This is a genomic window from Streptomyces sp. NPDC014864 (assembly GCF_043081525.1).
Taxonomy (GTDB): Bacteria; Actinomycetota; Actinomycetes; order Streptomycetales; family Streptomycetaceae; genus Streptomyces.
This window is the reverse complement of sequence record NZ_JBIBWT010000006.1, coordinates 13234-29390: the sequence shown is the minus strand read 5'-3', so window position 1 is coordinate 29390 and position 16157 is coordinate 13234. Positions and strand designations below refer to the sequence as shown.

Sequence of the window (16157 nt, the reverse complement as noted above, 5' to 3'; positions counted from 1 at the left end):
GCGCCGGCAAAGCTGCACTCTCCGGTGAATACACGGTGAAGTGAATCATCTCGGTACAACGCCAATCGACTGCATCCCAGGTCAGCGGCCTACCGCAGGCGGAGAAGGCGACTCCCTTCTAAGCGCTTGGCCGCAGGTTCGAGTCCTGCCGGGGGCGCCACCCGCCACCAGCAAAAACGCCCCGGAGGGGATCTTCCCTCCAGGGCGTTTCGTGTCTCTGACGGCAACGCTGACGGCAACGACCTCGTCACTCGTCGGCCAGCAGACCCCCGAGCCGATCCAGAGCGGCCCGCTTCTCGGTCATGTCGGCGTGCGCGTAGATGTTCATGGTCACGTCTAGCGCGCTGTGCCCGACGATGTCGCGGACGATGTGTGGCGGGATACCGAGGCCCAGCAGCAGCGTCACGCAGGTGTGCCGCAGGTCGTGGAAGCGCACCTCCAGGCCCAGCCGCTCACGGATCGGGTAAAAGTGCCGGTTCAGGTTCCGCGGCTCGATCGGAGTCCCCCGCCTGGTGGTGAAGACCAAGCCGGTTTCCTGCCACTGCTCCCCCGCCGCCCGGCGCTCTTCGGCCTGGTGCGCACGGTGCCGGCGGAGTGCGTCGACACACACGGCCGGGAGCGGGACGGGCCGTTCCGAACGACGGGTCTTGGGGGCGGTCAGCGTCAGCTCCCCGTTGACCCGTTGGAGGGCCGTACGGATCTCCAGAGATCCCCCGTCCAGGTCAACGTCCGACCAGTGGAGGCCCAGCAGTTCACCGCGCCGGAGTCCCAGGTAGAGCGCGAGCACGTAGGCCGCGCTGAGCCGATTGTCCCGCACGTCGGCCAGGAGCTTCTTCGCTTCGGCGACGGACAGGCCGCGGCCGACACGGTACCGAGGAGTCTGAACCTGCACGAGCTTGGCGACGTTGCGCTGCACCAGCTCCTCACGGACCGCGTGCTGGAGGGCGTTCCGCAGCACCGCGTGAAGGTACTGGACCATACGGGGCGACAACCGACGCTCACAGCACCGTTTGGGGGTGGCAGCGCAGCAGCGGCGTACGTCTGCCGGACGGGCGGCGTCACGGCCCTGAGCGCAGCACTGGCATGCCTGTCGAGCCCAGTCGAGGAAGAGGCGCACGTCCTTGGCGGACAGCCGAGCCAGCTTCTTCTTCCCGAGGCGAGGAACGATGTAGGCGTTCACGCACTTGCTGTAGCTGTAGACCGTCGAGGGGCGCACTTTGTGGCTCACGATGTGCTCAAGCCAGTAAGCGAGGTAGGCGCCGAGGCTTTCGGTCGTGTCGGCAGCCGGGATGCCCTGGTCACTCTTGGCGAGCATCTCGGTCAGCTTCTTCCGAGCCTCTTCCCACGACTTGCCGTAGACGCGCCGGCGCTTCTGGGTTCCGTCCGGCATGAGGACGTAGCCCGCACCTTCGTACCGCCCGTCCTTGCGGCGGTAGATGGTGCCCTCCCCGTTGGGATTCCGCTTGGCCATCAGGCAGCCTCCTCGATCTCGTGGGCGATGAAGTCACGCAGGGCGTCAGCAGGAATGCGGCGGGCGCGGCCAACAGTGATGGAGACCAAGCGGCGGGAGCGGATCAGGTCGTAGACCGTGGAGCGTCCGAGCCGGAGCCTCGCCATGACTTCAGGCACGGTCAGCAGTTCGGCGGTAGCGGTGGTCATGCTGCGGCTCCTTCCAGGGCCAGTTGGTCGCGTAGGGCCTCGCGGGCGGTTTCGCGGTTGAGACGGAGGTCGCGGGCGATGGTGGCGGCGAGGGCGGATTCTCCGGGGGTGTGGCCGTGTCCGGCGTACTGCCAGTCGGCCAGGACGAGGACGGTGTCCGGCTCGACGTCCTCCAGGCCGAGAGCGGCGTGCTCCTGGGCGGCGCGGTAGTCGGCACGCGCCTGGCGGAGGGCTCCGAGGGTGACGGAGTAGCGGCGCGACTTCGAGGAGAAGTGGCCGCGGAAGCCGAGCATGTGAGCCCAGGCCCATAGGCGGCGGTCGGGGTAGAGCGGATCGAGCGTCTTACAGGCTTCGATGAGCCGACGGGTGTGATCGGGGACCTGGTGGCGGTCGAGTTCGGCGAGTTCGCCGATGCGGCGGTCGAGGGTTCCGGTGTTCTCGGCGGCTTTGGTGGCGTACTTGGCAACATAGGAGGCGACGGCCTGTTCGGTGATGTCGGAGCCGTCACCGAAGGCCTTCACGGGTCGGACGTCGAGCTGTCGGCCCCAGCGGAAGGTGCGGGCCGGTTGGTCCTCGGCGGCCGGGACAGAGACCGAGGTGTAGGAGTGCACGGCGGCGGCGCGGATGGAGTCGGCGAGGAGTTCGACGGTGACCCAGGCGGGCGGCGGGGTGTCGGGGCCTTTCGGTCCGTCGAGGCGGATGACTGCGTGGAAGTGGAGGGCACCGCGCTTCTGGAACTCGGCGACCTTGCCGTACGAGACCCGGACGTGCTCGGGGAGTTCGCGGCGCGAAAGGCCGGCGCGGGCGGCGATCTCGCGGCGCAGGCGGGTGGTGAAGCGCTGCCACAGGTTGCCCGCGTGGTTGTTGAAGAGCACGGCGCCCGCGTAGTCGTACGTCTCCGGGTCGAGGGCGGTGCCGAGGGCCGGGTCGTCGACGGTGTGGCGGGTGCCGCAGCGGCAGACGCCTCGGTCGGGGCGGTTGTGGACGGGGCCGAAGGAGGGGGCGGTGAGGGTGGCGAACACGCGGGGGTGGTCGCGGACGGTGGCGGGGATGTCGCGGCGGTCGTCCCCGGCGAGGCCCGCCCGGATGAGGTGGTGGGTGTCGCCCGCGTAGATCCAGGCGCAGGAGGGGCAGCGCGAGGCCCGGCGGTTGCCGCAGGCAAGGCGGAGCCGTCCGCCTGGCTCGCCCTCGGTGGAGTAGTGGTGCAGGATCTGGCCGGTGGTTTTGTCTTTGTGGAGGACCCAGCCGGTCAGGTGGATGGGGTCGGAGCAGCCGCCGGTGCGGCGGATCTGGTCTTCCCAGCGGTGGTAGTCGTCGGCCGAGGCCACCCTCAGCAGGTCGCCGAGGGTGGTCGGGTCGAGCAGCTGCTCAGGCACGGGCGCCCTCCCGGGTGCGGCGGGCGGGGGCGGTGCCGGTGCCGTGGCAGGTCGGGCAGTGGGCGGTGATGGTGCGCAGGTGGCCGCGCGGGTCGCGACCGCCGAGGGTGATGGCGGCGGAGGCGAAGCCGTCGCAGGCCGGGCAGATGCGCGCCCGCGGCGGGGTGGGGTGGGCCATGATGGTGGTTCCTTTCGATTGCGGTTGGAAGGAACGGCCCCGGGTGGCGGCGTGCTTGGCGGCTTGTGCGCCACCCGGCGGCCTTTCAGCGAGAGACGCGCGAGCCCCGACGGCCACGGCCCTTGGCCGCGTACATGGCCGCATCAGCAGCGGCGAACGCATCGGACAGCACGGCGACCGACAGCTCCGCGACCGGGCAGACACCGACAGAGGCGGCCAGCGGCACCGACGAGTCGCCGTGGTTGAGCGGCTGGTGAAGTGCAGCGGTGAGAGCGTCGAGGTCGACGGCGGCCAGGTCCCGAACGACGGCCACGAACTCATCCCCGCCCAGGCGGCCTGCGGTGCCATGGCGTCCGCACCAGGTACGGAGCCGGTCGGCGGTGGCGACGAGGGCGGCGTCCCCGGCGGCGTGGCCGTGGGTGTCGTTGAGGGTCTTGAAGTGGTCGAGGTCGACCAGGAGCACGGCAGCGTGCGGGTGCCGGCGGATGCACTGTTCGGCGCGGGCGGTCCATCCGGCGCGGGGGTGCAGGCCGGTGAGCGGGTCGCGGCGGGCAGTGGCGAGACGGCGGGTGAGGATGCCGCCGTGCACGGCCCAGCCGAGTAACGGCGCGATGGCGGCGGCTATCTGCGGGTCCATGGTGTTCTCCCTTATGGCGATGGCGGTTGGCTTGCCGAGTCAGTCAGTCAGTCCGGGTGGCGACGGCGTGCTTGGCGACTTGTGCGTCGCCCCGGTAGGCCGTTCAGCGGCGGTGCTGGGAGGCGAGGAGCGAGCGCAGGACGACGGCGCAGACGGCGACCGAGGCGGCGGTGACGGCGACCGCGAGGAGCATGGAGACCAAAACGGCGCCGACGACCAGGACCACGGCCGTACCGCCGCCGACCAGGGCGACCAGAGCGCCCGGAGTGAGCTGCACCGTGGGCCGGGACGGGACCGGGACCGGAGCGGGGACAGCGGCTGGGGTCGGGCACTGCTCGACGGCGGTCGGCTCAACGACGGCGGGCGGTGCGGTGTGCCGGGTGGGGGTGGGCATGGTCGGGATCTTCGGGCGGAGCATGGCGTTTCTCCCTTCGCGGCGGGCTACTTGGTGATCGCGGCGTGGATGGCGGGGGCGAGGAGGCTGTCGGCGAGGAGGTAGCCGCCCAGGAGCAGGACGGCGACGAGCCACCAGGGCGGGCGGATGAGCTTGACGCCGAGGTAGCCGACGACGGCGAGGGCGAGCCAGAGCGGGACCTGCACGACTCCTCCTAGCGGACGCGGCAGCGGTGGGTGCGGGCGGCGAGCTGGGCGGCGGAGGCGCTGGAGTAGTCGGCGGACCAGCCGCAGCGGTCGGCGGTGCACACGGCGGCGTGCTTGGTGCGGCCGTTGCGGTCGCGGTGGGTGCCGATCTGCACCGGGCCGATGCTCATCACGGAGTGGAAGTGGTCACGGGCGGGCATGTCAGTCGGTCTCCTCTCGGGTCTCGATCGGGTCGGGGAAGCTGGCGCGGATGCCGACGGCGGTGGCCGGGTCGGTGGTGCGGCGGGCGGCTTCCTCGGCGAGCAGGTGGGCGAGGTAGGGCCGGTCGGCGGCGGCCATCTCGCGGGCGCCGTCGAGGTAGTCGGAGGCGGTCAGGTCGGCCGGGTCACGGGTCATCGGTCTGTCTTCCTGGTCAGGCGAGGTGCGCGGCGATGGCGTCGGCGAGGTGCGGCGGGACGCCGAGGCGGGCGCGGAGCGTGTCGGTGTCGATCGGGGAGCCGGTGCGGGTGCGGTAGTCGTCGGCGACCTTGCGGGCGTGATCGACCAGCACCGCCGGAACCGCAGGCGCAGGGGCAGGAGGGGCCACAGGAGCGGACTCCTCCGTGTCCGGTGCCGGTGTGGCCTCCGGCTCCGGCTCCGGTTCCGCGACCGGCTCGGGCACGTCGCCGGGCTCGTGTTCCGGGATCGGGGCAGGTGCCGGCGGGACCGGCTCGGTGTGATGAGCGGAGTGGGCGAGGAGGGTGCCGCCGAGGAAGGCGAGGGCGGGCCATCCGGCGATGCCGAGGCGGAGCAGGCCGGGCGGGTCGGCCAGGTCGAGGAATCCGGCGGTGGCGATGTTCGCCCCGAGGGAGGCGACCAGGGCGATCAGAAACCAGCACCAGGCGAGCCGGGACGGGCCGTCGCAGCGGAGGCGTCGCCAGGCGGCGACCAGGAGCAGGTCGACGCTGACCGGGTAGGCCCAGGCCTTCCAGCCGTCCTGTCCGGCAGCGGCGGCCAGGTCGTGGAGGTGGGCGAAGGAGAGGGCTCCGGCGATGACGGCCTGGACCAGGACGGCATCCGGTCGGGTGGGGTGATTGGCCTTCGTCATGCTTGCCCCCGCGGGGGACGCCCCAGGCAGCGCGCCACAACCGTGCAGTCAGCGGCGGAGTAGGCGGTCCTGACGCCGGAGATCGACAGTCCTGCCGCCGACGCGAGCGAGGCCAGCGTGTAGGGCCGGGGACCGGTGAACTCCCGCGCATAGGCGAGGTAGGCGCGGACGAGCCGGTCGAGCTGGTCCCGCTGCTCGCGCAGGGCGGCCAGTCGGCGAAGGAAGTCGTCCGGGGTGAGATCGTCCAGGCCGGTCAGCGACTCTGACATCTTCACTGCCCCTCTCCGGGGTAGTCGGGGCCGTCGTTCGGGTCGTAGCCGGGCGGGAAGGTGCCCGGCGGGGGCTCGGGCAGCGAGGCCGCGAGGGACGGGCTGATGGTGTTGACGAAGTCGAGGTCGGCGCCGGTGGTGTCGGCGTAGAGGGCGAGTTGGCCGAGCAGGAGCACGGTGCGGGCGAAGTCCTCGCAGTCGGGGCACATGCCGGTTCTCCCTTCATCGGGCATGGCGGGGGTAGGGACCTGGCGCGAAGGCGGTCACGCCAACCGGAGAGCGGGGAAGGTCAGGCCGTGGCCGGGGCCGTCTTGGACAGTGGCACCGGGGCCGCAGGGGTACCGGACAGGGCGGGCCGGAAGGCTGCGAGTTCGGGCAGTTCCGGGGTCAGGTCGGCGTGCCGGTTGCAGGTGTTGACGGCCTGGCGGAGTGAGGTGTGCGGGGCGCGGATACGGTGCCAGCCGCCGGTGGAGTCTCCGGCTACGGCGACGCCGCGCATCTCGGCGGGGATCTGGATGGCGGCGAGGACGGCGTCCGGGGAGATGTCGCCGAAGGCCATGTTCGCGCTGGTTTCGTCGTTGACGCGGTGGGCGGTGCGGCCGGTGAGCTGGGCGCGGAGCATGGTGATGCCCTTGCCGAGTTCGGAGCCGAAGCGCTGCCCGCAGATCTCCAGGTAGATGCCGGCCGCGCGGCCGAGCTGGGCGAGGCGGACCAGGGCGGTGATGATGCGGTCCCGCCGCTTCTCCTCCTCCTTGGAGGCGAACAGGGCGAGTTCGGCGACCTCGTCTACCAGGACCACGACCGGGGTCGGCCGGAGGTGGTCGGGCAGGTCCCAGATGTCGGCGGCGATCTCCGCGTCCGGCACGTCGGCGGTGATGCGCTGCTCGGCGCGGATGACCTGGTAGACGCCCTCCATCCGGTCCACGAGCGAATCGAGGAGTTCGGCGGCGGTGTCGGGGTTGTCGGCCAGGGCGGAGAACCGGCGAGCCAGCGGGAACAGCTCGACCCCTTGCTTGCAGTCGATCCCGACGAGGGCAACGTCCTGTGAGGCGAGCCCGGCGACGAGGTTGCGCTGGTAGACCGACTTCCCGGACTCCGTGGCTCCGAGGGTGAGGCCGTGGGGTATCGCCCGGTAGTCGCGGTAGTGCACCGAGCCGTCCTCCCGCAGCGCGACCGGAACCCGCATCGGACGAGCATCGACCTTGGCGGGCATCTGCACCCGCTTGAGCACGTCGTAGCCGGTCATCCGCACCTCGACCACACCCGAGCGGACCTCACGCGAGGTGACGCCGTACATCGAGAACGAGTGGCGGAGCCGGTCCGAGGCGGCGGCGACGTCGAAGGCGTCCTGACCGGGCCGGAGCTTGAGCTTGAGGACCAGGCCGGTCCGCGTTGGCCGCAGCCGCAGAATCCGCGGCGGACGGGAGGCCGGCACGGGCCGGTTCGTGGCCCGGGCTAACGCCAGCCGCCACCGCGAGGGCGAGACCGTGAGCCCGCAGGCGTCCATGACCGTGGCGTAGCGGACCAGGACCCGCAGAGTGGCGAGGGTGACGCCGAAGGTCAGCCAGTACCAGGCGGGGCGCCGCCACCGCAGGAGACCCGCAGCGGCGACGACCCCCACCAGGGCGACCGTGAAACCGGTCATGATCAGGCCGCCTGAGAGGTCGCAGCGGCCTCGGCCAGAGAGGTCACAGCAACCGCGCGGAAGGCGATGCCGTGCCGCTTCTGGCCGTTGAAGTCGTTCTCCCACGGCCGGGCGATCAGCCCGGTCAGCGCGACCGGTGTACCCATGGCCAGCTCACCGGAGATGCCGGGCTCCGGGACGGCGATGGACAGGATCTCCACCTCGTCGTTCGCCGCGAACATCACGTCCACCGTCATCATCTTCGCGCCGGTCTCGACGTCGGTGGCGATCTCACCAGTACGGCGGTCCTTGACCTTCGGCTGCGGAGCCTTGGCGACCATCACGGTCGCGCCGGAGGTGTCGACGGGAATCTGACGCATTACGCGCTCCTTGGATCGATGAGCCTGACGTACTTAGTACGTCAGCTTGGCTTAGAGGATGGACTTGTCTTACTTGGTGTGTCAAGTGGTTCTCTCGACGCCTGTCGGCGCGATGTGCTGCACTAGGTACGACAACCACGGAGAGGGGCTATGGCCGACTTCACTGCCGGGCGGGCCGCGTACTTGCAGATCGCGGACGAGTTCAAACGCCGGATCCGCGACGGGGAGCTCGCTCCGGGAGAGAAGCTGCCGTCAGAGGCGAAACTGATGGCGGACCACTCGGTGTCGCGCACCGTTGCCCGGCAGGCCATCGCACGCCTGCGCGAGGACGGCTTCGCGGTCTCTCACCAGGGCAAGGGAAGTTTTGCCGCGATGCCGGGTGAGGGCAGCCCCGTGAAACGCAGCCCCGAGTTCGAGCAGATCACGGAGTACCTCTCGGAGGTTCGCCGGGACGTGCGCCGCCTCGCTGAGCGGATGGACCAGCTGGAGAACCTGGTTCGGCAGCAGGCGCAAGGACGTTGACCAGGTCGTCGGCACGACGCGCAACGTCTGCCAGCTCCTCACCAAGTCCCCTTATCTGGTCGATCAGTTCCCGTTTCTCTGCCGGGGTCAGCACGGTCTCGGCCCTTCCGTTGCCCTCTCGATCTGACAGCCCATCGGCCTGTCAACAACGCTAGGACTGGACGGACTCACCACCCCGGAAAAACCTTCCGGGGCCGTAGAGATAGACGGGGGGACGCTCTTCCCATGCGAGGAATGACGACGAACCTGACGATTGGTGAGCGAGTGGCCTGGTACCGCCGTCGGCGCGGCATCTCCCAGGAGGTCCTGGCCGGGCGCGTCGGCCGGACGGTCGACTGGCTGAGCAAGGCCGAGAACAACCGCTTGGAGCTGGACAGACTCTCGGTCATCAAGTCACTGGCCGACGCACTCGACGTGTCGCTTGGAGACCTGCTCGCCGAGCCGACGCTCATGGACTGGACAGCCGACAGCGGGAACCGCACGGTGCCGGCGCTCCGTTCGGCACTGATGAACTATCGCCAGCTCACGCCCCTGTTGGGCCTGCCGACCGAAGGCAGTCCGACCCCGCTGGACGAACTGCGTACAAGCGTCGCCGAGGTGCTGGACGCCTACCAGGCATCTCGCTACGGCTTCGCGACCCACCGTCTGCCCCTGGTGTTGGCAGACGCGCTGATCGCGGCGCAGTCGTACGAGGGCCCCGACCGCGAGAAGGCCAACGAGTTGTTGGCGATGACGTACCAGAGCGCCGCCATGGTCCTCGGCAAGGTCGGCGAGGTGGATCTAGCGTGGATCGCCGCCGACAGGGGCCTTGGAGCGGCGCAGCAGTCCGGCAATCCGGCGGTGACCGGGTCCCTCTTCCGCTCCGTGGCTCACTGCCTCCTGTCGACCGGTCGCTTCGACGCTGCCGTACAGCTCGTCGGAGATGCCGCCGACCACCTCCGCCCAGGGCTGACGGACGCCACCCCGGAGTTCCTTTCCATCTACGGGACGCTCTTCCTTGCTGGCTCTATGGCAGCCGCCCGTGCTGACGACCGTGCGATGGTCCGCGAGTTCTTGGCCGAGGCCGACCAGGCCGCCCGCAAGCTCGGACGGGACGCCAACCACATGTGGACAGCCTTTGGCCCGACCAACGTCGCCATCCACCGCGTGGCCACCGCGGCCGAGCTGGGCGACATGCAGATCGCCGCCGACCTGGGCCCGCGGATCGACACCAGCAGCCTGCCGACGGAGCGGCGGACACGCCACAACATCGAGGTAGCCCGCGCACTCAGCGCCCACAACCGCGTCGACGACGCCCTGGCGATGATCCTTGAAGCGGAGACTTGGGCCCCTGAGCAGGTACGCAGCCACTACCTCGCACGCGAACTGGTCCTCACGTGGGTACGCAACCACCGCGGACGACCGAGCCAGACCATGGCAGGCCTCGCCGACCGGCTGCACGTGGTCTAACTGGGTACGCTCGGCTGCATGGCAGCGAACGAGCACGAAGCGAAGATGGCGCATCCGCGCATGGCGGCGGGTGCGCTCTTCTTTGATGCCGGCGGACGCGTCCTCATGGTCGAGCCCACCTACAAGGACTACTGGGACATCCCCGGGGGCTACGTCGAGACCGGCGAATCACCGCTCCACGCTGCCACCCGCGAAGTCCAGGAGGAACTGGGTATCACGCCCGCACTCGGCCGCCTCCTGGCCGTCGACTGGGCACCGAACGCCACCGAAGGCGACAAGGTGCTCTACCTCTTCGACGGGGGCCAGCTCACCCCCGAGGCCGTAGAGCGGATCCGCCCGCAGGCAGACGAGCTGAAGGCCGTCAGGTTCGTACCCCCGCACGAGATCCCAGACCGCACCATCCCACGACTGGCCCGCCGGATCCTGGCAGCGATCGAGGCCCGCGCCAAGAGCTCCCCGGTGTACCTCGAGCACGGCCAGGCGCCGGGCGACATGGCGGCGTAGCGGGAGGATGGGCGAGTGCCGGTCGAGAGCCCACGACACTCGGTCTCGGTTGCCGGAATCACCGTGCGCGCAGACGGCAGGATCCTCGTCATCCGCCGAGCCGACAACGGCACCTGGGAACCACCCGGCGGCGTGCTGGAACTGGACGAAGCCCCACAGGCAGGCGTCATACGCGAGGTCTTCGAGGAGACCGGCATCAAGGTCGAGGTCCAGCAACTGACCGGGGTCTACAAGAACATGAAGCTCGGCGTCGTGGCCTTGGTCTTCCGTTGCAAGCCAGCGGCCGGCACCGAGCGCACATCCAGTGAGTCAACTGCCGTCGACTGGTGCACGCCCGACGAGATCCGCCAGCACATGTCGGAGGTCTTCGCGATCAGAGTCCTGGATGCCTTGGACAGCAACGGCCCCCACGTGAGGAGCCACGACGGCAGGCAGCTCATCCCAGCGGGATAAGACTTTCCCTACATTCATCAAGGCTCGCTGCGCTCGCTCGTCCGGCGGCCGACGGCTCCTCGTCGATCACCGCCAACCCGACCGCCGCACACTCCGCCCAAGCGCATCAACGGCCGCGCTGGCCCGCACACCACCGCCACCACGATCCGGCCTCAGGAGAGGAAAGACGCAACCGCAGCTCGACCCCAACGCCCCGCGTCCGGGGCCACGTCACGCCCCTTTCCACCCGGTTGCCCACACCAGTAGGTCGGATCAACCGAGGGCCGCGCCAAGCGCGGCGGCGCCGGCCGGTCGCCGCCGCGCCGCCTCCATGTCTTCGCCACCGGCGCACGTCGCCGCCCGCCCGTCGCCGCCCGCAGCGGCCACATTCCAACACGGGCACGGAGGACGAACGGCGATCCCCAACGGGGCAGGTCAAAGACGCTTTGTGATACCGCAAGAGGCCGGATCGTGGTGGCGGCGGCATGCGGGCCGACGCTGCCAGATGCGCGGACGTACGTACGGCCCGTTGATCCCGCACCGGGCCACCGGCCGGACGGCGGACGCGGCCATGAAGAGTGGACAGAACCCGTCGTGGCTGGGGCGGTCGGCTCCGCGACTTTAGCCAGCCACTTTGGCGCGAGCCTCGAAGATCATGGCCCCAACGTCGTGCTTTACCGGGCAGGTCCACAGACTGCCCGACGCGCCGGAAGCTTACGGGGCCATGATCACTCGCGCCAAAGCAGCTCCCGGCCAAAGTCGCTACGCCGACCGCGAGGCATGGTTCCGCCAGGAGGGAGACGGTGAGCGCCGACTAGGCCACCTCGGGCTCGTGGCATCGGATGGCTGTTGCCCCGTCTCACCAGCTAAGTTCCGGCTCGGGTAGAACAACGATGCGATGCGGAGGTCGGGGCCTACTTCTGTAGCGGGGGACGGGCTACCATCCCGACATGGCGATCAAGGGTGGGGCTCTGGCGCGTGCGTTCTGGGCTTTCGACCGCGCCCTCGGAGGACAACGACCTCCGACCAGATCTCAGATGTTCGCAGCGAGGCGGCCACTCGTCGTCTGGCTTGTGGCAGGGATCTTCCTCTGGGGCCCTTTCATCCTCGTCTTCGAGGGCGACGTTCTGCCCGCGTTGGGCGTGGGCATGCTGCTCGGCGGATGGTTTGCGTTGTTCGCCCGGTTCGAAAGAGCCCGCCAGCGCCGCCTCGTGCGCCTGGGAGTCTGGGACGGTATCCACCCCCACTCGGTTGGCGAGACTCGCGCCATGGACAAGCAGCGGATATACGGCGAGAACCTACGGCCCCTATGCGAGGTGTTGGCGCACTTCGCCGAGCACGACTTCGGGGACTCCGAATGGGAGGTCGTCGAGGCGGCCTTGTCGGGAACGGACGTCGAGCGTGATGCGTGGTACAGCCACCGGCTGACCGGCCGACGCACGTTCACCGTGCGGATCGCGGCAGTGCCGGATTCGATAGACGCCTTCGTCGAGATCTACGGGGTGTTGGGCGGCCGCGGAAAGTTCCTGATGGGAGGGGTGATACACGTGCTCAGCAAGTATCGCGTGAGCTGATCTTCTAGCTGGGCCACGTCACCACGTGGAAGCGCCGCTCGATCACGGTGCTCACCCGGGCCAGCGTCCACCGCGGATCCGGCCGGCCACGCGCGACCGACCCTTCCGGACTGCCCGGTACAGCACAGAAGTACAGCAACCGACGTGACTGAAGCCGACCGTTGTCGGCTTGGGGCGGCCGCCTCACCACCTCAGCAGCCCTCAGCAACAGCCGCGCCCGTAGTTCGGGACGAAGAGGTCGCCGTGCCACAGCCGTGCCAGATGCAGGGGTCACCAGCGGTCAACAAGGGTGACTGGCGCGCGCATCCGTGCCCGCCATCTCGCCCCCCGAAGCAGCAGGTCACCGGCCCGACGCCCCACCCGCTCTCCTAAAGCGGTGGTCACACGACTCCGCGGCCGACGGCAGTGACGGCAGCGCTGACGGCAACGACGACGGACGGCAGCGGCACCCGACAGCCCGGCACGGCGATCCCAAGGGAGGAGCCGATCGCCTCACCAAGGCGTGCCCGCATCTTCTAAGCGCTTGGCCGCAGGTTCGAGTCCTGCCGGGGGCGCCACTGGGAGCCCTCCCCTCGGGAGGGCTTTTTTGCTGGTCAGAACGGGTGGCACTCGACACGGCTGAGCCCCGGGCACTCCCTCGACGATCAAGGGAAGGTTCCGGGGCTGTCCGGCTGTCACCGGGTTTTCGCGGGTGGCTGTGTCGAATACACGTCGAAGTCTCGGCCGGGGTTCAGCCGGCGCCCGGCATCTGTGGCAGGTCGCCCGCGGCTTCCAGCCGCAGTTTCGGACCAGGCAGCCGGCCGTCGATGCAGCGTGCGTATGTGGCCGGGAGCACGGCGACGCTGTTCCCAGCCCACTCCGCCACTTGCGCGGGCGGGATGCCGTCGTTGAGCCACTTCGTCGGGCGCGTGTTCCGGTTGTCGTACACACGCCGCCCGGTGGGCGACTCGTAGACGTGCGGGGACAGTACGGCCTTACGCGCGCTGCGCCACGCCCGTCGGATGACGGGACCGGCGAGGATGCCGCCGCACTCACCCTGGAAGAGCAAATCTCATCGCCCTCGCACGACGCCGCACCAGCGTGCTGTGGGCCCTCCTGCGCGACGACCGGGCCTTCATCCCCCACCCCGCCCACCGCGCAGACGGCTTGACTCAGCCCGAGGCCACCAAACAGACAACGTGGTCGAGGCCGGCGGGGCTGCAGCGAGACACACGGGCACCTGATCAGTCGGCATGCCCACCGTCGTGGCTGACTTTCGTCGGCTCAGGCACAGACGACCCCCGGGACGAGGTGCCGCCCTCACCGGTGGAGGGCGGCCACAGCCTTGACTCGGTCGTTGAAACTCCCGGCCAAAGTCGCTACGCCGACCACGTGGCGTGCTGACAGGTGCAGATGGCGCGCCAGGCGGGTTTGAGGTGTGGACAGCGGCTGTGCGGTGGCCCATTAGCCCACCCGGCGGGGTGTGCCGGTGCGGGTCGCCGGTCTGCGCGCTTTCGCGTGCTTCGATCGGGCCAGGAGGCATACGACATGGTTGACGACCGATCACACCGCACCCGCCCCCCGCTCGTCCCGTCCCGGCGCAAGCTGCTGACCGCGGCGGTGGTGGCCCCCGTTCTCGCCGGGGTCCCCGACGCCCGGGCCCTGTCAGGGCCGCACGGCCGCGCCCAGGTGGCGCCGGTGATGACCACGCCGGCGGACTGGGTGGACGTGGGCAGGGCGCTGGGCCGGCCCGGTGACATGCGGCGGTTCATGTACCACACGGGTCTGCCGCGCCGGGATCTCAGGGTGTTCTCCCACGGCGTCCGGATCGACCCCGCGCTGGCCCTGGGTACGCACGTGTCCTTCGTCCGGTACGCCGACGGCAGCACGCTCCTGATGGGCGACGTCGTGCTCACCGAGGACGAACTGCAGTGTGTCACCGACGTCCTGCAGCAGCACGACATCATGCAGACCGCGATCCACAAGCACCTGCTCGCCCACGAGCCGGACGTCTGGTGGCTCCACGTGCACGCCCACGGGCACGATCCGGTCGCCGTGGCCCGCGGCCTGCGCGCCGCGTTCGACCGCACCGGCACTCCGCCCCCCGAACCGGCCGCCCCCGCGCCGCGGGTCGACCTGGACACCGCCGCCATCGACGCCGTCATGGGCGTCAAGGGCGTCCCCGACGGCGTGGTCTACAAGTCCACCTACGTGCGCCGCGAGACCGTCGCCGACGGTCATCTGATCCTGCCCCCGGGGCTCGGCTCCACCACTTCCGTCAACTTCCAGCCGCTGGGCGGGGGCAGGGCGGCCGTCAGCGGTGACCTGGTGATGACCGCCGGCGAGGTCCAGCCCGCGCTCGTGGCCCTGCGGCGGGGCGGCATCGAACTGGTCGAGCTGCACCACCACCACCTGACCGACGAGCCGCGCCTGTTCTTCGTCCACTACTGGGCCGTCGGCGACGCCGTCGCGCTCGCCATGGCCCTGCGCCGAGCCGTGGACACCACCGACGTCGTACCCATGCCCGGAGGAACCAGCCCATGACCGCGGACGACGAGCCGATCACCTGCCCGTTCGACCACAGCGAAGCCCTGGAGTTCGACCCCGCACTCTCGGACCTCATGCGCCGCGGATCCCCGGCCCGCATCCGGCTGCCCTACGGCGACGCGGACGCCTGGCTGATCACACGTTTCGAGTCCGTCAAGCAGGTGACGACCGACCAGCGCTTCAGCAGGGCGGGCATCATCGGTCGGGACTATCCGCGGATGACGCCGGAGCCCATCGTCTCGCCGGAGTCGATCAACGTGATGGACCCGCCGCAGAGCAACCGCGTCCGCCACCTGGCCTCGCAGGCGTTCACGCAGCAGCAGGTCGAGGCGATGCGGCCCCGGATCGTCCGGCTCGCGGACAACCTGCTGGACGAGATGGAGGAGCAGGGCCCGCCGGCCGATCTGGTCCGGCACCTCTCCGACCCGCTGCCCCAGCACACCGTCCTGGACCTCCTGGGCATCGAACGAGGGGAGTGGCCCCGCATCCAGGAGTCCCTGCACCAGCTCCTCGTCGTCGGCGAGGAGAACCAGGAGGTCGCCGCGAGCGCCAAGGCCGATCTGACGGCCTACTTCGCCAAGCTCGTCGAGCAGCGCCGCTGCACGCCCGGTCCCGACCTGATCAGCGTGATGGCTGCGGCCCGGGACGGCGAGGAACAGCTCGACGACCGGGAACTGGCGGTCATGACGATGGGGCTGGCGCTCAGCGGCCAGGACACGGCGACCTGCCAGATCAGCGACATCACCTACCTGCTCCTGACGCGACCCGAGCTGATGGACCGGCTCAGGCGGCGCCCCGACGGCCTCACCGACGTCCTGCACGAGATGCTCCGCTGCATCCCGTTCCGCAAGGGCGTGGGCATCCCCCGGGTGGCCCTGGAGGACGTCGAACTGGACGGCGCCCACATCCGGGCCGGCGACTTCGTCCACGTGTCCTACCTGACGGCCAACCGCGACCCGGAGCGCTACCAGGACCCGGACCTCATCGACCCGGACCGGCCCACGGCCCCGCACATGACCTTCGGCTGGGGCGGACACCGGTGCATCGCCATGCCGCTGGCCATGGCCGAGCTCGAAGTGGCCATCGGACGGCTCATGGAGAGGTTCCCCGGACTGCGGCTCGCGGTGCCACCGGAGAAGCTGCGCTGGGACACGAAGACGATCCGGCGCTTCCCGCTGGAGCTGCCGGTGGCCTGGTAGACACGCCCGCACCGCGAACGGGCCACTTCCGGGGCGCTCCCGGAAGTGGCCCTCGCGCTGTGGCGCGGATACGAGCGGTGCCCGGCGGCGGCCCGCCGGAAAAGCCCTCAGGCCGGCCGTGCCGGACGGGCCGTGAGGACG

The 16157-nt window shown here is 70.1% G+C and carries 22 protein-coding genes; 7 read left to right on the top strand and 15 right to left on the bottom strand.

Annotated elements, in window-relative coordinates:
• Positions 1–247: 247 nt before the first annotated feature.
• The 14 genes from ACF1A5_RS12580 to ACF1A5_RS12515 form a co-directional block, all read right to left on the bottom strand.
• Positions 248–1471 (bottom strand): tyrosine-type recombinase/integrase, encoded by a 1224-nt coding sequence (locus ACF1A5_RS12580; protein ID WP_392192827.1) that lies wholly within the window; start codon positions 1469–1471, stop codon positions 248–250.
• Complete coding sequence (locus tag ACF1A5_RS12575; protein WP_356180534.1) at positions 1471–1659, bottom strand: helix-turn-helix domain-containing protein; 189 nt, start codon at positions 1657–1659, stop codon at positions 1471–1473. The genes ACF1A5_RS12580 and ACF1A5_RS12575 overlap by 1 nt, the downstream gene beginning before the upstream one ends.
• Positions 1656–3035 carry a replication initiator protein RepSA gene (gene repSA / locus ACF1A5_RS12570; RefSeq protein WP_392192826.1) on the bottom strand — a complete coding sequence of 460 codons (1380 nt, stop codon included), beginning with the start codon at positions 3033–3035 and terminating at the stop codon, positions 1656–1658. The genes ACF1A5_RS12575 and repSA overlap by 4 nt, the downstream gene beginning before the upstream one ends.
• On the bottom strand, positions 3028–3213 hold the full coding sequence (locus tag ACF1A5_RS12565) for a hypothetical protein (RefSeq protein WP_392192825.1): 186 nt from the start codon (positions 3211–3213) through the stop codon (positions 3028–3030). Before ACF1A5_RS12565 ends, repSA begins: the two co-directional genes overlap by 8 nt.
• An 85-nt stretch (positions 3214–3298) precedes the next feature.
• Entirely contained in the window at positions 3299–3850 is a 552-nt protein-coding gene (locus ACF1A5_RS12560; protein ID WP_392192824.1) for a GGDEF domain-containing protein, read from the bottom strand.
• A 103-nt stretch (positions 3851–3953) separates the two neighbouring features.
• On the bottom strand, positions 3954–4268 hold the full coding sequence (locus ACF1A5_RS12555; RefSeq protein ID WP_392192823.1) for a SpdD-like protein: 315 nt from the start codon (positions 4266–4268) through the stop codon (positions 3954–3956).
• A 23-nt stretch (positions 4269–4291) separates the two neighbouring features.
• Complete coding sequence (locus ACF1A5_RS12550) at positions 4292–4450, bottom strand: hypothetical protein (protein WP_392192822.1); 159 nt, start codon at positions 4448–4450, stop codon at positions 4292–4294.
• A gap of 8 nt (positions 4451–4458) precedes the next feature.
• Positions 4459–4650: a mobile element transfer protein gene (locus ACF1A5_RS12545; RefSeq protein ID WP_311698312.1), complete on the bottom strand. Its 192-nt coding sequence runs from the start codon at positions 4648–4650 to the stop codon at positions 4459–4461.
• Between the two features lies 1 nt (position 4651).
• Positions 4652–4846, bottom strand: a complete 195-nt coding sequence (locus tag ACF1A5_RS12540) for a hypothetical protein (protein ID WP_392192821.1) — start codon at positions 4844–4846, stop codon at positions 4652–4654.
• Between the two features lie 16 nt (positions 4847–4862).
• Positions 4863–5537: a DUF2637 domain-containing protein gene (locus tag ACF1A5_RS12535; RefSeq protein WP_392192820.1), complete on the bottom strand. Its 675-nt coding sequence runs from the start codon at positions 5535–5537 to the stop codon at positions 4863–4865.
• Positions 5534–5806 (bottom strand): hypothetical protein, encoded by a 273-nt coding sequence (locus ACF1A5_RS12530; RefSeq protein ID WP_392192819.1) that lies wholly within the window; start codon positions 5804–5806, stop codon positions 5534–5536. The genes ACF1A5_RS12535 and ACF1A5_RS12530 overlap by 4 nt, the downstream gene beginning before the upstream one ends.
• A 2-nt stretch (positions 5807–5808) precedes the next feature.
• Positions 5809–6015 carry a hypothetical protein gene (locus tag ACF1A5_RS12525; protein ID WP_392192818.1) on the bottom strand — a complete coding sequence of 69 codons (207 nt, stop codon included), beginning with the start codon at positions 6013–6015 and terminating at the stop codon, positions 5809–5811.
• Positions 6016–6095: 80 nt separating this feature from the next.
• Positions 6096–7451 (bottom strand): FtsK/SpoIIIE domain-containing protein, encoded by a 1356-nt coding sequence (locus tag ACF1A5_RS12520; RefSeq protein ID WP_392192817.1) that lies wholly within the window; start codon positions 7449–7451, stop codon positions 6096–6098.
• A gap of 2 nt (positions 7452–7453) precedes the next feature.
• Positions 7454–7810 carry a hypothetical protein gene (locus ACF1A5_RS12515; RefSeq protein WP_392192816.1) on the bottom strand — a complete coding sequence of 119 codons (357 nt, stop codon included), beginning with the start codon at positions 7808–7810 and terminating at the stop codon, positions 7454–7456.
• A gap of 150 nt (positions 7811–7960) precedes the next feature.
• Here ACF1A5_RS12515 and ACF1A5_RS12510 point away from each other — a divergent pair, with 150 nt between their 5' ends.
• The 5 genes from ACF1A5_RS12510 (at position 7961) to ACF1A5_RS12490 (ending at position 12291) form a co-directional block, all read left to right on the top strand.
• Entirely contained in the window at positions 7961–8332 is a 372-nt protein-coding gene (locus ACF1A5_RS12510; RefSeq protein ID WP_392192815.1) for a GntR family transcriptional regulator, read from the top strand.
• A 234-nt stretch (positions 8333–8566) separates the two neighbouring features.
• Complete coding sequence (locus tag ACF1A5_RS12505) at positions 8567–9781, top strand: helix-turn-helix domain-containing protein (RefSeq protein WP_392192814.1); 1215 nt, start codon at positions 8567–8569, stop codon at positions 9779–9781.
• 18 nt (positions 9782–9799) lie between these two features.
• On the top strand, positions 9800–10285 hold the full coding sequence (locus ACF1A5_RS12500) for an NUDIX domain-containing protein (protein WP_392192813.1): 486 nt from the start codon (positions 9800–9802) through the stop codon (positions 10283–10285).
• 15 nt (positions 10286–10300) lie between these two features.
• Positions 10301–10738, top strand: a complete 438-nt coding sequence (locus tag ACF1A5_RS12495) for an NUDIX hydrolase (RefSeq protein ID WP_392192812.1) — start codon at positions 10301–10303, stop codon at positions 10736–10738.
• A gap of 929 nt (positions 10739–11667) precedes the next feature.
• On the top strand, positions 11668–12291 hold the full coding sequence (locus ACF1A5_RS12490) for a hypothetical protein (protein WP_392192811.1): 624 nt from the start codon (positions 11668–11670) through the stop codon (positions 12289–12291).
• Between the two features lie 730 nt (positions 12292–13021).
• Here the strand turns inward: ACF1A5_RS12490 and ACF1A5_RS12485 are convergent.
• Complete coding sequence (locus ACF1A5_RS12485; RefSeq protein WP_392192810.1) at positions 13022–13339, bottom strand: hypothetical protein; 318 nt, start codon at positions 13337–13339, stop codon at positions 13022–13024.
• 479 nt (positions 13340–13818) lie between these two features.
• On the opposite strand from ACF1A5_RS12485, the gene ACF1A5_RS12480 reads away from it, so the two are divergent.
• Positions 13819–14814: a DUF1259 domain-containing protein gene (locus ACF1A5_RS12480; RefSeq protein WP_392192809.1), complete on the top strand. Its 996-nt coding sequence runs from the start codon at positions 13819–13821 to the stop codon at positions 14812–14814.
• On the top strand, positions 14811–16016 hold the full coding sequence (locus tag ACF1A5_RS12475; RefSeq protein WP_392192808.1) for a cytochrome P450: 1206 nt from the start codon (positions 14811–14813) through the stop codon (positions 16014–16016). The genes ACF1A5_RS12480 and ACF1A5_RS12475 overlap by 4 nt, the downstream gene beginning before the upstream one ends.
• The last annotated feature ends 141 nt before the right edge of the window (positions 16017–16157 follow it).